This is a genomic window from Corynebacterium massiliense DSM 45435 (genome assembly GCF_028609805.1).
GTDB classification, from domain to species: Bacteria; Actinomycetota; Actinomycetes; order Mycobacteriales; family Mycobacteriaceae; genus Corynebacterium; species Corynebacterium massiliense.
In genome coordinates this window covers 799,674-812,869 of the sequence record NZ_CP063189.1, presented here as the reverse complement: position 1 = coordinate 812,869, position 13,196 = coordinate 799,674, and the positions used below count along the sequence as shown (strand labels likewise).

At 63.2% G+C, this 13,196-nt stretch carries 13 protein-coding genes; 8 read left to right on the top strand and 5 right to left on the bottom strand.

The window, feature by feature from the left end; genetic code table 11:
* Positions 1-56 precede the first annotated feature (56 nt).
* The gene (locus CMASS_RS03885; RefSeq protein ID WP_273665896.1) at positions 57-1,406 is read right to left on the bottom strand and encodes an IS256 family transposase; all 1,350 of its coding nucleotides are present in this window, start codon (positions 1,404-1,406) and stop codon (positions 57-59) included.
* 30 nt (positions 1,407-1,436) lie between these two features.
* A complete protein-coding gene (locus CMASS_RS03880; protein WP_273665907.1) occupies positions 1,437-2,471 on the bottom strand; it encodes an HNH endonuclease signature motif containing protein in 1,035 nt (344 codons plus the stop codon).
* Positions 2,472-2,888: 417 nt separating this feature from the next.
* Here CMASS_RS03880 and cmtR point away from each other — a divergent pair, with 417 nt between their 5' ends.
* Positions 2,889-3,248 carry a Cd(II)/Pb(II)-sensing metalloregulatory transcriptional regulator CmtR gene (gene cmtR / locus CMASS_RS03875; protein WP_005291009.1) on the top strand — a complete coding sequence of 120 codons (360 nt, stop codon included), beginning with the start codon at positions 2,889-2,891 and terminating at the stop codon, positions 3,246-3,248.
* The gene (locus CMASS_RS03870; RefSeq protein WP_005291011.1) at positions 3,245-5,137 is read left to right on the top strand and encodes a heavy metal translocating P-type ATPase; all 1,893 of its coding nucleotides are present in this window, start codon (positions 3,245-3,247) and stop codon (positions 5,135-5,137) included. The genes cmtR and CMASS_RS03870 overlap by 4 nt, the downstream gene beginning before the upstream one ends.
* A gap of 275 nt (positions 5,138-5,412) precedes the next feature.
* Here CMASS_RS03870 and ychF read toward each other — a convergent pair whose 3' ends face one another.
* Positions 5,413-6,501, bottom strand: coding sequence for a redox-regulated ATPase YchF (ychF, locus tag CMASS_RS03865; protein WP_022862758.1), 1,089 nt, complete (start codon positions 6,499-6,501; stop codon positions 5,413-5,415).
* 61 nt (positions 6,502-6,562) lie between these two features.
* Here ychF and CMASS_RS03860 point away from each other — a divergent pair, with 61 nt between their 5' ends.
* The 3 genes from CMASS_RS03860 to CMASS_RS03850 are packed head-to-tail and all read left to right on the top strand — an operon-like array spanning position 6,563 to position 9,609.
* Positions 6,563-7,945 (top strand): AI-2E family transporter, encoded by a 1,383-nt coding sequence (locus CMASS_RS03860; protein WP_240482773.1) that lies wholly within the window; start codon positions 6,563-6,565, stop codon positions 7,943-7,945.
* Positions 7,946-7,953: 8 nt separating this feature from the next.
* Positions 7,954-9,012, top strand: a complete 1,059-nt coding sequence (locus CMASS_RS03855; protein WP_022862760.1) for a DNA recombination protein RmuC — start codon at positions 7,954-7,956, stop codon at positions 9,010-9,012.
* A gap of 21 nt (positions 9,013-9,033) precedes the next feature.
* Positions 9,034-9,609: a DUF6542 domain-containing protein gene (locus tag CMASS_RS03850; RefSeq protein WP_273665906.1), complete on the top strand. Its 576-nt coding sequence runs from the start codon at positions 9,034-9,036 to the stop codon at positions 9,607-9,609.
* Positions 9,610-9,616: 7 nt separating this feature from the next.
* Here the strand turns inward: CMASS_RS03850 and CMASS_RS03845 are convergent, their stop codons facing one another.
* Positions 9,617-10,576, bottom strand: a complete 960-nt coding sequence (locus tag CMASS_RS03845) for a 4-hydroxy-3-methylbut-2-enyl diphosphate reductase (RefSeq protein WP_022862762.1) — start codon at positions 10,574-10,576, stop codon at positions 9,617-9,619.
* A gap of 78 nt (positions 10,577-10,654) precedes the next feature.
* Between CMASS_RS03845 and xseA the strand changes: the two genes are divergently transcribed.
* Genes xseA through CMASS_RS03830 form a run of 3 tightly spaced genes read left to right on the top strand, consistent with a single transcriptional unit; the run spans position 10,655 to position 12,573 of the window.
* Entirely contained in the window at positions 10,655-11,896 is a 1,242-nt protein-coding gene (gene xseA / locus CMASS_RS03840; RefSeq protein ID WP_022862763.1) for an exodeoxyribonuclease VII large subunit, read from the top strand.
* 39 nt (positions 11,897-11,935) lie between these two features.
* Positions 11,936-12,217, top strand: a complete 282-nt coding sequence (locus tag CMASS_RS03835; RefSeq protein WP_022862764.1) for an exodeoxyribonuclease VII small subunit — start codon at positions 11,936-11,938, stop codon at positions 12,215-12,217.
* A gap of 2 nt (positions 12,218-12,219) precedes the next feature.
* Complete coding sequence (locus CMASS_RS03830; protein ID WP_022862765.1) at positions 12,220-12,573, top strand: hypothetical protein; 354 nt, start codon at positions 12,220-12,222, stop codon at positions 12,571-12,573.
* Between the two features lie 3 nt (positions 12,574-12,576).
* Here the strand turns inward: CMASS_RS03830 and CMASS_RS03825 are convergent, their stop codons facing one another.
* On the bottom strand, positions 12,577-13,143 hold the full coding sequence (locus CMASS_RS03825; protein ID WP_027018607.1) for a DUF4245 domain-containing protein: 567 nt from the start codon (positions 13,141-13,143) through the stop codon (positions 12,577-12,579).
* Positions 13,144-13,196: the final 53 nt, after the last annotated feature.

The window sequence follows — 13,196 nt, the reverse complement described above, 5'->3', positions numbered from 1 at the left end:
TTGTCGGTTTTGATGTTGTGAGAGAGTGTCCGATTCTTTGTGTGCGGGGGTTTGGTTTACAAGTAGTCCGCGAATCGGTCGGGGTAAGCCACGGCTAGTTGGTTGATGGCTTGTTTCCACCCGGTGGCTTTCGCTCCTTCAATATAGCCGTTGCATTCGATATCGCGCTTCGCTTTCTTGGCTCGCTGGGCGGCGCGCTTGTCTTCGATGTTGCAGATCATCAGCCACAGCGTTTTCAACGCCGCGGTATCGTTCGGGAACTGGCCGCGGTTACGGGTAGCTTTACGCAGTTCAGCATTCAGCGACTCGATCGAATTGGTGGTGTAGAGCACCCGGCGTGCCGCCGGCGGGAACTGTAGAAACGGCACGAACCGCTCCCAAGCGTCGCGCCAGACTTTGACCGATTGCGGGTATTTCCGGCCCAGTTCACTGGCTTCGAACGCATCCAAGGCGGCACGGGCGGTGTCCTCGTTTGCGGCCGTGTAGACCTCACGCAGCGCCCGGGAGACCCCTTTGCGGTCTTGGTAGGACACCCACCGGTTCGCAGCCCGAATCAGGTGCACGATACAGGTCTGCACCATGGAATTCGGCCAGGTGGCTTCCACGGCTTCCGGCAGGCCTTTGAGCCCGTCGCAGCAGACAATGAACACGTCCTGGACACCGCGGTTGGCCAGATCCGCGCAGACCGATGCCCAGAATGCGGCACCTTCATTTTCAGCGATCCACAATCCCAGGATGTGCTTGATGCCGTCCATGTCGACGCCAACCGCCATATAGCAGGACTTGTTGACCACGCGGTGGCCGTCACGGATTTTCACGCGTAGCGCGTCGAGGAAGATCACCGGGTAGAACTCGTCGAGCTGGCGGTTTTGCCAGATCATGACCTCGTCTAACACCGCATCGGTAATGGTGCTGATCGTATCCGGGCTCATATCCACCCCGAGCGTGGTCGCGAGGTGATGCTGGATATCGCGCACTGTCATCCCGCCGGCGTATAGCGAGACGATCATGTCGTCGAGTTCTGTGAGTCGGCGTGCGCCCTTGGGCACCATCCGGGGAGTAAAGGTGCCGGCACGGTCCCTGGGCACGGTCACTTCCACCGCGCCGTAGCCAGAATTGACGGTCTTGGTGTACGACCCATTGCGGTGATTGTTGCCCTGTGCGGATTCGACTTGGGCTTTGGTCTTGCGGTCAGAATGGCTATAGCCCAAATGCGCATCCATCTCCGCCTGCAGACCAGCGTTGATTGATGCCTGTAGCAGGCCTTTGACCAGCTCGCTTGCATCATCAGCGGAAGCCGACAGCTCGCTGATCAAGCTGGCGAGCTCAGGATTTTCCATCAGCTTCTCGCTGATCTCATTGACCTTTGCCGGGTCATGGTTTTTCTTCGGTGACACCGTAGTCATTATCGGTGAAACTCCTTCTAGATCAGAGCCTCACACACAAACTTCCTGACACCCTCTGTTGTGATGATGCTGGCACAGATTCACCAGATTCCACGCTGCCGTCGGCCCACCGTCCGCAAAATCCACACAATGATCCTTCTGACACCGATACGCCGGCAGGCAACACCCCGGATACCGGCAGGTACCGTCCCTGCCGTTGAGATACGCCTTCAACCTGTCCGGGGTGGAGTAGTTTGTGCTTTCCATCCAGGCGGCCGCATTCATGTCTTTACGCCGGGATGCTTTCCCGGCAAGCTCGGCACCTGTTTCGGCGTCGGTCCAGCCAGTACCTTCGACAAACACCGGCGCATGCGCAAGATCCGCCGCCTGAAACACATTCAGTGTCACATCCACATCCCGGTTGATATCAGTCAGCACCAACATCGCGAACGCTTCCGAAGCGCTGACCCCGTACTCGTCGGCAACCCGGCGGATCACCCCATTGATCTGGGCGGCAGTCTCCGTGTCGTATTCAACACTGATACACCCCACCCCGCCGGGAAGACTCGACCAGTCATACCGGCCTTTACGCTTCCGACGTTTCTCAGCTTCCTTTTCTGCCTCTGTGCTTACCGCGTCGGCAAGTTCTGGGTCTTCGGCAGCGACTAAGGCGTTGAGTTTGCGGCGTAAGTTGCGCACCGACGGCAGTACTTGGCCCGCCCGGGTGGGGGTCAAATACTTGACTAGGGCGGCATCGATACGCGCTAGTGCTTCCTCATCTGGAGTGCCGAGTTTGCACAACACCTGGTCGATAACGATCAGGCGGGAGAAATCCAGGTGGAACAACCGCTCATGCACCTCCCGCAGGCCGGGTAGCTCATCCAGGCGGAACAGTGCCATGAAGATATTGGCCACCCGGGTTGGTGATTTTCCCGTCAACCCGGCCAGGCGGGTGCAGGCCAGATCGAAATCATCGTCTGGTTCCGGCAAGCACTCACGGTGCATGAAGTATTCGAACTGGCGTAGTTGTGTCGCGGTTGTGGCTATGTCGTTTCCTGGTGTGGACACCGTGTAATACGGACCCATTGGGCCCCTCCCCCGAAAAGTATTCGCTAACGTGTTCTACACACCACCCACCATAACGGTTCCAGAACCGAAGTCAAACCCCACCTCGAACACGTATTCGTTTCGTTACAAACCGCCGTCACGCAATCCGCAAAACACGAAAAGACCCCAGCCACACACACCATATGCGCAGCTGGGGCCCGGGAAGGACCGGCGGGATACTTACACGTTGAACTTGAAGTCCACGGTATGTAGTTGCAAAGTTACTTTCTCGAGAACCTCGCCGCCCACGTCGCTCCCGCGTTGGGTGGCAGCCGAACCACAAAGGATCAGTCATCTGCTATCCCATCGACTAATTCTTGCAGGTCGCAGGACCTTCGCGTAACTGTCAGTTCAGCACACTTTGAATCGTTCAGCACACGATGTATTGTTCAGCACATGCTGACTATTGCTTCACGCCTCGACGTCATGAACCGGCTCGGCCGGGCCATGGCGGATCCGACGCGTTCCAGAATCCTGATGACACTACTCGACGGCCCGAGCTACCCGGCCGTACTTTCGCGCGACCTGGGCCTGACCCGCTCAAACGTCTCGAACCACCTGACCTGCCTGCGTGACTGCGGCATCGTCGTTGCCGAGCCGGAGGGCCGCAAGACACGCTACGAAATCGCCGATCCGCACCTCGCGGCAGCGCTCAACGCGCTGGTGAACGCGACGTTGGCTGTCGACGAAAACGCCCCGTGCATCGACCCTGAGTGCTCGGTGCCCGGCTGCGGCGAGAAGGGAGAGGACGCATGAGCTCGGCGTGTGGATGCGAACACGAACCCGCCACGGAGATCGAAGAACTCGATCGGCCATGGTGGAAGGACCCCGAGTTGCTACTGCCGATCTTCTCCGGCGTAGCCCTCTGCGTAGGCCTGGCGCTGGGCTGGTCCGGGCTAGCGACACCCGCGACAGTACTGTTCTGGGTCGGCCTGCTGCTAGGGGCGTATACGTTCGCGCCCGACGCGATCCGAAACCTTGTCACGAAGCGCAAGCTCGGCATTGGTTTGCTGATGACCATCAGCGCGGTCGGCGCGGTAATCCTCGGTTACGTCGGAGAGGCCGCGGCGCTAGCGTTCCTGTACTCGATCGCCGAGGCGCTGGAAGACAAGGCGATGGACCGGGCGCAGGGCGGACTGCGGGCACTGTTGAAGTTGGTACCGCAGACCGCGACGGTGCTGCGCGACGGCACGTCGGTCGAGGTCGCAGCGAAGGACCTCGCGGCTGGCGAGCTTATGCTCGTGCGCCCCGGAGAGCGGATCGCCACGGACGGCATCATTCGGTCTGGGCGCTCCAGCCTTGACACCTCAGCGATCACCGGAGAATCCATTCCGGAGGAGGTTGCGCCCGGCGACGAGGTGCCCGCGGGAGCGATCAACTCCGCCGGTGTGCTGGAAGTCCAGACGACCGCAGCTGGAACGGACAACTCGCTGACCACACTCGTGGACCTGGTCGAGCAGGCGCAGGCGGAAAAGGGCGACCGCGCCCGGATCGCCGACCGGATTGCCCAACCCCTAGTGCCCGGGGTGATGATCCTGGCGGTGCTAGTCGGCGTGATCGGCTCGCTGCTGGGCGACCCCGAGACGTGGATCACCCGTGCGTTGGTGGTTCTGGTCGCAGCGTCGCCGTGCGCGCTGGCAATCTCCGTGCCGCTGACGGTCGTGGCCGCGATCGGCGCGGCCAGCCAGTTCGGCGTGGTCATCAAGTCTGGCGCGGCGTTCGAGCGGCTCGGCGGCATCCGTCACCTGGCGGTGGACAAGACCGGAACCCTCACCCGCAACCAGCCCGAGGTTACCGGCGTGGTCCCGGCAGACAGGTTTGATCGGGCGCAGGTGCTTACTTTCGCGGCGGCAGTTGAGCAGCAATCGACGCACCCCCTCGCCGCGGCGATCGCGGCAGCGGGGCCCGAAGCGCCCGCCGCCCAGGACATCAGCGAGGAAGCCGGGCACGGCATCAGCGGCACCGTCGAAGGCCGACGGGTGCTGGTGGGCAGCCCCCGGTGGATCGACGCCGGGCCACTGAAGGCAGACGTTGAGCGCATGGAGTCCGAAGGCCAGACCTGCGTCCTAGTCACCGTCGATGACGCTCTCGCCGGAGCGATCGGTGTCCGCGACGAGCTGCGTCCCGAGGTTCCCGAAGCCGTGCAGACCCTGCGCGCCAACGATGTGGAAGTGAGCATGCTCACCGGCGACAACACTCGCACCGCCCGGGCGCTGGCTGAAATCGCCGGAATCGACGACGTGCGCGCCGAGCTGCGCCCTGAGGACAAGGCAAGCATCGTCGCCGAATTTTCCTCCAAGACGCCGACGGCGATGATCGGCGACGGCATCAACGACGCGCCGGCACTGGCGGGCGCGACGGTGGGCATTGCGATGGGAGCAACCGGCTCTGACGCCGCGATCGAGTCCGCTGACGTCGCCTTCACTGGCCACGACCTCCGGCTGATCCCGCAGGCGCTGCAGCACGCCCGCCGAGGCAGCAGGATCATCAACCAGAACATCGTGCTGTCTCTGGCCATCATCATCGTGTTGATGCCACTGGCGATCAGCGGTGTGCTGGGCCTGGCCGCCGTCGTGTTGGTTCACGAAGTCGCTGAAGTCATCGTGATCTTGAACGGCCTGCGGGCTGCACGAGCGAAACGCTGAGGCTGTGACCGGCAAGTCTTATAAGAGTTAAACCACGCGCCGAGCGCACACACGTTGGACCAGGCGAGTCATTCGAGTTCACCACCTGGTCCTTCTCGATGCGTGCAGGCACGGGAACTGTGGGTGAACCTAATAGTTCAACGGCCCGATACCGCTTGCAGATTCTACACACGAGGTAGCGGAATGGACCGAGGCCGAACGAAAACCGGAGTTAGAGACAGCGCTCTTCAACCTCCCCCCCCCCCAATAACGCGAAACGTCATTAACGCTCCGCGTTACACATTAAATTTGAATTCAACGATGTCGCCGTCCTGCATGACGTAGTCCTTGCCCTCTTGGCGGACCTTGCCGTTGGCACGCGCGTCTGCCATGGACCCGGCGGCGGCAAGGTCGTCGTAGGAGACGATTTCAGCCTTGATGAAGCCCTTCTCAAAGTCGGAGTGGATAACGCCCGCCGCCTGCGGAGCGGTATCACCCTGGTGAATGGTCCAGGCGCGGGCTTCCTTCTCGCCGGCAGTCAGGTAGGTCTGCAGGCCCAGCGTCTCAAAGCCGGCCTTCGCCAGCGTTTGCAGGCCCGGCTCGGACTGGCCGACGGATTCGAGGAGTTCTTGGACCTCGGCGGCATCGTCAAGCTCCAGCAGCTCCGTCTCCGTCTGGGCATCGAGGAAGACGCACTCGGCCGGCGCGACCAGCTCACGCAGCTCGTCCTTCTTCGCGTCGTCGGTAAGCACCTCCTCGTCGGAGTTGAAGACGTAGAGGAACGGCTTCGCCGTCATCAGGTGCAGCTCCTTGAGCAGGCCGAGATCGACCTCGCCTTCCTTGGAGGCGGCGAAGAGCGTGCGATCGTCTTCCAGCACCTCCTGGGCTTTCTTCGCGGCGTCGACGACCTCCGCTAGGTCCTTGTTCTTCTTCGCATCCTTTTCCAGGCGGGGCAGAGCCTTTTCGATGGTCTGCAGGTCCGCGAGGATCAGCTCGGTATTGATGACGGAAATATCGCTCGCCGGGTCGACCTTGCCGTCGACGTGGACGACGTTGTCATCGCTAAACGCACGCACCACCTGGCAGATCGCATCGGCCTCGCGGATGTTGGACAGGAAGGCGTTACCCATTCCCTCACCCTCGGAGGCACCCTTGACGATGCCCGCAATATCCACGAACGACACCGTCGCCGGGAGGATGCGCTGCGAGTTGAACATCTCCGCCAAGCGATCCAGGCGCGGGTCAGGCAGCTCCACGAGCCCGACGTTGGGCTCGATGGTGGCGAACGGGTAGTTGGCCGCCAGGATCTCGCTGCGGGTCAGGGCGTTGAACAGAGTGGACTTGCCCACGTTGGGCAGACCGACAATACCTAGTGTAAGACTCACGCTGGCAATCCTAACGCACCACTTTTCACCCGCTAGATGGTGTTCGGGCAAGATGGTGTGCGTGAATCAACACGAAGACCTCGACTCCATCTCGCCACACCCGCCGGGCGATCAGGTCGATCGTTCGGTTGTCGTCGGCGAAGTGGTCAAAAGCGCCGCCCTGTGGTCGGTGCGGCTCGTCCTCATCGGGGCGATGCTCTACCTGGCCGCCCAGCTGGTGGGCAACTTCTGGCAGGGGATCCTGCCGGTCGTGCTCGCGCTTATCGTGTGCACTGTGCTCTCCCCCGTCGCCCAGGGGTTGCGGAAGATCGGGCTGCCCAGTGCGCTCGCGGCCATCCTCACGGTGCTGGGCGCGTTCGGGCTCGTCGGTGCGCTCATCGCTGTGATCGCGCCGAGCTTTGCACGGCAATCACAGTCGCTCTACCTGCAATCGGTCGAGGGCATTCAGCGCCTGCAGATCTGGGCACAGGGCCCGCCGCTCAACCTCAACTCTGAGGATATGGGCAGCTACGTCGACGAAATCGCGTCGTGGCTGCAGCAGCGCGCCGGCAATATCGCGGGTTCGGTCTTTACGGGTATCGGCACGGCGACGTCCATCGTCATCACGCTGTTCATCGTCACCGTCCTCACCTTCTTCTTCCTCAAGGACGGCGACCGGTTCCTGCCCTGGCTGCGCCGCGCAACGGGCCGCCGCACCGGCTGGCACCTCACCGAGCTTCTCACCCGCGGGTGGAAGACCCTCGGCGGTTTCATTCGGGCGCAGGCGCTGGTCTCGCTTGTCGATGCCGTCTTCATCGGCCTCGGCCTCCTCCTCATCGGGGTGCCGCTCGCACTGACCTTGGCCATCATCACGTTCATCGCGGGCTTCATCCCGCTCATCGGCGCAATCGTCGCGGGTGCGCTGTCGGTACTTATCGCGCTAGTGTCGTTGGGCTTTACCCAGGCGCTTTTGGTGCTCGGCCTCGTGCTTTTGGTCCAACAGTTGGAAGGCAACATCTTGAGCCCGTGGCTGCAGTCCAAAGCAATGGACTTGCACCCGGTCATTGTGTTGGTGTCGGTCACCGTGGGATCCGCTCTGTTCAACCTCGTCGGCGCATTCCTCGCCGTACCCGCGGCCGCCATGGTGGCGGTAGGCTACCGCTATTTCCAGGACCAGATGATGCTGCAATCCGGCGAGAAGCGGGTCGACGACATTCACTTCGTGACCTCCGCCGGCTACCTCGCCGGCCGCTACTCGGAGGCCCAGGGCGAGCATCGCCGCGCGGTGTGGCGGCAGGCCCCCGAGCAGGCAGCTAGCGCGGCGGCCGCCGAGGACCTGGTCTCGGAGGACAAACCGCTGACCGACGAGGTGAACATCGACATGGACGCCGCGCCCACCAGTACGGACACGGGAAGCAACTGGGCCAAAGAAGCTCTCGACACACTGTTTGGAAAACGGAGGTAGACCTGCCAGTGAGCACAGCGGTTTCAGTCGTGTTCCTTCTCCTCGGGCTAGCCGTGGGCGCGGTCCTCGGCTGGCTGGTACGGGATCGCCGGCAGGACGAGACCCCGCCGCCGGCGCACGACCTCGTTCCGCTGGAAAACGCCATGGCGGGGCTCAACCAGCACCTGCACGCGCTGGAAAAGGACCGCGCGGGTGATATGGCCACCTTGGCGAGCCAGCTGCAGACGATGATGCGGACTTCCGCACGTCTCAACGACCGCACCGAAGAGCTGGTGACCGCGTTGCGCTCGCCAAACGTGCGCGGCCGCTGGGGCGAGATGCAGCTCGAGCGCGTCGTTGAGCTGGGCGGCATGGTCAAACACGTCGACTTCGAACCCCAAGCGCACCTCACCTCCCGCGGCGCGACGGTGCGCCCCGACCTGGTGGTCAACCTCGCCGGCGGCCGCCACATCGTCGTGGACGCGAAGGTGCCATTCTCCTCCTACCTCGACGCCCTAGAGACCACCGACCCAGAAGAGCACGCCGGCTACTTGCGGCGCCACGCCCACCTCTTGCGCAACCATGTCGTGGCTTTGTCACACAAGGACTACATCGACGCCTTCTACCCCACCCCGGAATTCGTCGTCCTCTTCGTCCCCGCCGATCCGTTCTTAGACGCCGCACTCAACGTCGATCCGGAGCTTTTGGAGTTCGCGTTTGGGCGCAACGTGGTCATCGCCACGCCGACGACACTGTTCGCACTCCTGCGCACGGTAGGGCTCGGGTGGCAAAACGAAGACGTCTCAGAGAAAGCCCGCGAGATCCAGCGCCTAGGCCGCGAACTCTACACGCGGCTGAACACGCTGGGTGAGCACTACAACTCGGTGGGCCGCCAGCTCAATAAGACGGTGGAGGCCTACAACTCCACTCTGGCGTCCCTCGACTCGCGGGTGGCGGTGACCGCGCGCCGGCTATCGGAGATGGACATCACGACACGGACGGATCGGGCTCCGGTGGAGCCGCGATACATCGACACGCGCCCGGCGAGGCCCGGCAGGCACTCCTCCGAATCCCGCCGGGTAGACTAAGTGGCCGTGTCGCACACCGTAATGAGCAGAAATCGCCCCCACCGATCCGCGCTACCCGTGTGGACCGCGGTAGCGATCCTCATCGCTGCCCTCATCACCGGTCTGCTGCTATCGCTTCTGACTGGCGATGTCTCGTGGCCCTACGCGGTGTGCCTCATCGTCTCCGCGGTGGCGGTCGCCGCGTTCGTGGAACCGCGCGGGATCTTCGTCTCCGTCGCCACGATTCCCCTGTGGTACGTGCTGATTACGCCGCTCGCCGGCTGGCTGGTGACCCTCCGCGCCGGCTCCGAGGACAAGCGGCCCTTTGCCAAGACCACGCTCATTACCTCGGTATTTCCCACCGCCGAACTCTTCCCGTGGCTGCTGGTGGCCTTCCTGGCGGCAGTTGTCATCGGCTGGCTGCGTCTCAAGCGCCTGAAGCGACGCGCCGAAAATGACCGCGCGAAGGCGCAGTACACGCGCCGCGCTACCGCCGAGGCAGATCGCCGCAACCGCGACAACCGCCTGTCCGTAGCCGAGCTCATCGCCCGCAACGAGCAAGAAACCCGCGCGCACCGTCCGGATCCGAACGTGCGCGCGGGCCAGCCGCGCCGGTAGTCGCGCCTTACTTGTTCACGCGCTTGGCGCGCAACTCCCGCGGCAGGGAGAACTGGATGGTCTCCGTCGTGGTGGTCACCTGCTCGACGTCGGTGTAGCCGCGCTCGGCCAGAAACTCCAGCACCTCGCGGACGAGCAGCTCCGGCACGGAGGCGCCACAGGTCACGCCGACGGTCTCTACGCCGTCGAGCCACGCCTCCTCGATCTGGTTAGCAAAGTCCACGAGGTGCGAATCCCGCGCCCCGGCGTCCAGTGCTACCTCGACCAGGCGCTTGGAGTTCGACGAGTTCTGCGAGCCGACGACGATCATGAGATCACACTTCGGCGAGATCGCCTTCACCGACTCCTGGCGGTTCTGGGTGGCGTAGCAAATGTCGTCTGACGGCGGGTTCTCCAGCTGCGGGAAACGCTCGCGCAGCTTATTGACGATGGTCACCGTCTCATCCACCGACAGCGTGGTCTGCGAGAGCCACACCAGCTTTTCGTCGTGGAGGAACTCGGGGAGCTTTGCCACGCCGTCGACGCCATCGACAAGATGCGTGACCTCTGGGGCCTCGCCGGCCGTGCCCTCAACCTCCTCGTGCCCCTCATGGCCCACGAGCAGGATGTGGTAGCCGTCGCGGGCAAAGCGCTGCACCTCGCGGTGCACCTTGGTCACCAGCGGGCACGTCGCATCCAGGGTGAGCTGCTTGCGCTCGCCGGCCTCGTTGCGCACTGCGGGCGAGATGCCGTGGGCGGAGAAAATCAGCCGGGCGCCCTCGGGGGCGTCCGCCGCCTCATCGACGAAGATGACGCCGCGGCGCGACAGTGACTCGACCACGTACCGGTTGTGCACGATCTGTTTGCGGACGTAAATCGGGGCGCCGTACTTTTCCAGCGCCTTTTCCACGGTTTCTACCGCTCGATCCACTCCCGCGCAGTAGCCGCGGGGAGCAGCGAGGAGTACCTTCTTCGCAGCTTCCGTCATGCGCCCTAGGGTATCGAATGTCCGACCATATCCATACACTGGGAACCCGGATCGTGAACTCGAAAGGGACACCTGCCTGTGAATCAAGCCGCCAACACCCCGGAAACCGCCTGGCCGGTCAGCCAGGTCAACGATCAGATCAAAGGGTGGATAGAAAAGCTCGGGGTCATCTGGGTCGAAGGGCAGCTCACCCAAATCAACGTCAAACCCACGTGGAAGCTGTCCTACCTCACGCTTCGAGACGTGGAAAAGGAAGCCTCCGTGCAGCTGACCTGCCCCACTAATCTTCTGCAGTCGCTGGATTCACCGCTTCAGGACGGCGACCGCATCGTCGTGCGCGGCAAACCGGCGTTTTATACCCGCCGCGGCAGCTTTTCCTTGTGGACGACGGAGATCCGCCACGTCGGTATCGGCGAACTGCTCGCCCGCATCGAGGAACTACGGCGCCGCCTGTCCGCGGAGGGGCTTTTCGACCCGGCGCGAAAGAAGCCGTTGCCGTACCTGCCGCAGAAAATCGGGCTGATCACCGGCCGCGGCTCGGCCGCTGAGCGAGACGTGCTGGAGGTTGCCCGCGCGCGGTGGGACAACGTGAATTTCCGCGTGCTCAACACCGCCGTCCAGGGCGCCACCGCGGTGCCCCAGGTCATCGACGCGCTGCGCACGCTCGACAACGACCCAGAGGTCGACGTCATCATCATCGCCCGCGGTGGCGGTTCCGTGGAGGATCTACTCCCCTTCTCGGAGGAGTCCCTCCAGCGCGCGGTGGCGGCAGCGCGCACCCCCGTGGTCTCCGCCATCGGTCACGAGCCGGACACCCCTGTGCTGGACAACGTGGCTGATCTGCGCGGCGCCACGCCTACCGATGCTGCTAAGCGCGTCGTCCCCGACGCCGCCCAGGAGCGCGCGTTTCTGGAGGAGGCCCGCGACCGGCTCACCGCCGCCCTGCGCGGCTGGGTTGAGCGGGAACGCCGGGTGCTTGCCGATGTCCGATCCCGCCCCGTCCTCGCAGACCCGCTGTCGGCTGTGGAGGGGCGCCGGGAGGACATCGACAAGCAACGCACCCTGATGCGCCGCGACATCACGCACCTTATCGACCGCGAGAAGAACCACACCGCTTCGCTGCGGGCGCGGGTGTCCGCACTGGGGCCGGCCGCCACGCTCGAGCGCGGGTACTCCATCGTCCAGGTCCTGCCGCGCGATGGCAGCGGCCCGGAGGTAGTGACCTCGCACGAGCAGTCGCCGCCAGGGTCGCAGTTGCGCATCCGCGTTACTGACGGCTCCATTACCGCCGCCGCGATGCAGAATAAACCGGCAGACTAACTAACCGTCAGACTAGCTACGAAAAATTCAGGAGAAGACATGAGCACCGATACCTTTGGCACCGGCGAGCAGCGCGACGACGCTTTCCGCCCCGTTAACGAGCTGAGCTACGAAGAAGCCCGCGACGAGCTGGTGGAGACCGTGAAGATCCTCGAGCTCGGCCAGATGGGCCTGGACGAGTCGCTGCAGTACTGGGAACGGGGCGAAGCCTTGGCTAAGGCGTGCGAGCAGCACCTCGACGGAGCCGCACGTAGAGTGGAACGGGCGCTGGCTGACGGCGCCGAGAATTCCCCTGAACGCTCCACTGATGAGGAGAACTAGACATGCAGATTATCGGTTACCCGGAAGATCGCGTCGACTTCGTATCCAAGTCGGGCTCCGCGGATTCCATTTACTTCGGCGACTCGGAAAAGAAGGTCGAGGACTTCTTCGGTCCGTCGCACACCCAGCTGGACGATGCAGTCCAGTACTTCAACAACTCTGTGACCATCCACTTCGAAGACGGCAAGGTCTCCGCCGTCACCGTTGATCCGCGCAAGTCGGACGAGAACATCGAGGTGTACGTGGGCAAGGAGAAGCTCACCGGCCTGAGCCCGGGCGAGCTGGAGGAGGCCGTGAAGAACCACGGCGTCGCCGTCCACTTCGGTGAAGAGCTGCAGACCTTCACTTTCTCCTAAACGCTACGACACCGGCTGCGCGTTGATGAACGCCTCCATCAGCGCGCGGAAGTCGTCATCTTTGGCGGAGCCGCTGAGAAGCACGCGAGCGTCGTTTAAATCAGCGGCCCACACGTCGCGGGCGTTGCGCTCGTCGGCGTGGAAAATGTGCACGTCCGTGCCCGCGATGCGTTGAGTTTCCTCGTCCGGGCGGTAGTGCTCGTCGTAGGCAGCGACGGCATCGTCAAGCGGCAAGTCCGTCTGGGTACTTTGCACGAAGCCTTCATCGGCAGTCACCCACCCCACCATCGAAGCGGGCTCGCCGCCGAGATCACTGCGGCGCGTGGAGTTGGCGTACCACCCCTCCGGGACGTGAGGGATGCGGATGGCGGTCTGCGTGGATTGCGCCTCCATTTCCAGAAACGGCTTCGGGTCGACCTCGTGATTGACGGCCAGATCCGATTTTTCCGAATCCACCGAACACAGTCCGGTGCCGCCGACGACGAGCAACATCAGTACGACCACGACGCCAAGCGACAGCATGATGTCCTTGCCGCCCTCAAAGAGCTTCGGTTTCTTCTCTGCAGCCACGCGCCCAAGTATCGCACACAGGTACTGCCTTCCCACTTTCGGTTGTGCTTTGA

Excerpts from the sequence above, each read along its gene's own strand:
- CMASS_RS03885 (WP_273665896.1), bottom strand. The coding sequence starts at position 1,406 with ATGACTACGGTGTCACCGAAGAAAAACCATGACCCGGCAAAGGTCAAT.
- CMASS_RS03880 (WP_273665907.1), bottom strand. The coding sequence starts at position 2,471 with ATGGGTCCGTATTACACGGTGTCCACACCAGGAAACGACATAGCCACA.
- cmtR (WP_005291009.1), top strand. The coding sequence starts at position 2,889 with ATGCTGACTATTGCTTCACGCCTCGACGTCATGAACCGGCTCGGCCGG.
- CMASS_RS03870 (WP_005291011.1), top strand. The coding sequence starts at position 3,245 with ATGAGCTCGGCGTGTGGATGCGAACACGAACCCGCCACGGAGATCGAA.
- CMASS_RS03850 (WP_273665906.1), top strand. The coding sequence starts at position 9,034 with ATGAGCAGAAATCGCCCCCACCGATCCGCGCTACCCGTGTGGACCGCG.
- CMASS_RS03845 (WP_022862762.1), bottom strand. The coding sequence starts at position 10,576 with ATGACGGAAGCTGCGAAGAAGGTACTCCTCGCTGCTCCCCGCGGCTAC.
- CMASS_RS03835 (WP_022862764.1), top strand. The coding sequence starts at position 11,936 with ATGAGCACCGATACCTTTGGCACCGGCGAGCAGCGCGACGACGCTTTC.
- CMASS_RS03830 (WP_022862765.1), top strand. The coding sequence starts at position 12,220 with ATGCAGATTATCGGTTACCCGGAAGATCGCGTCGACTTCGTATCCAAG.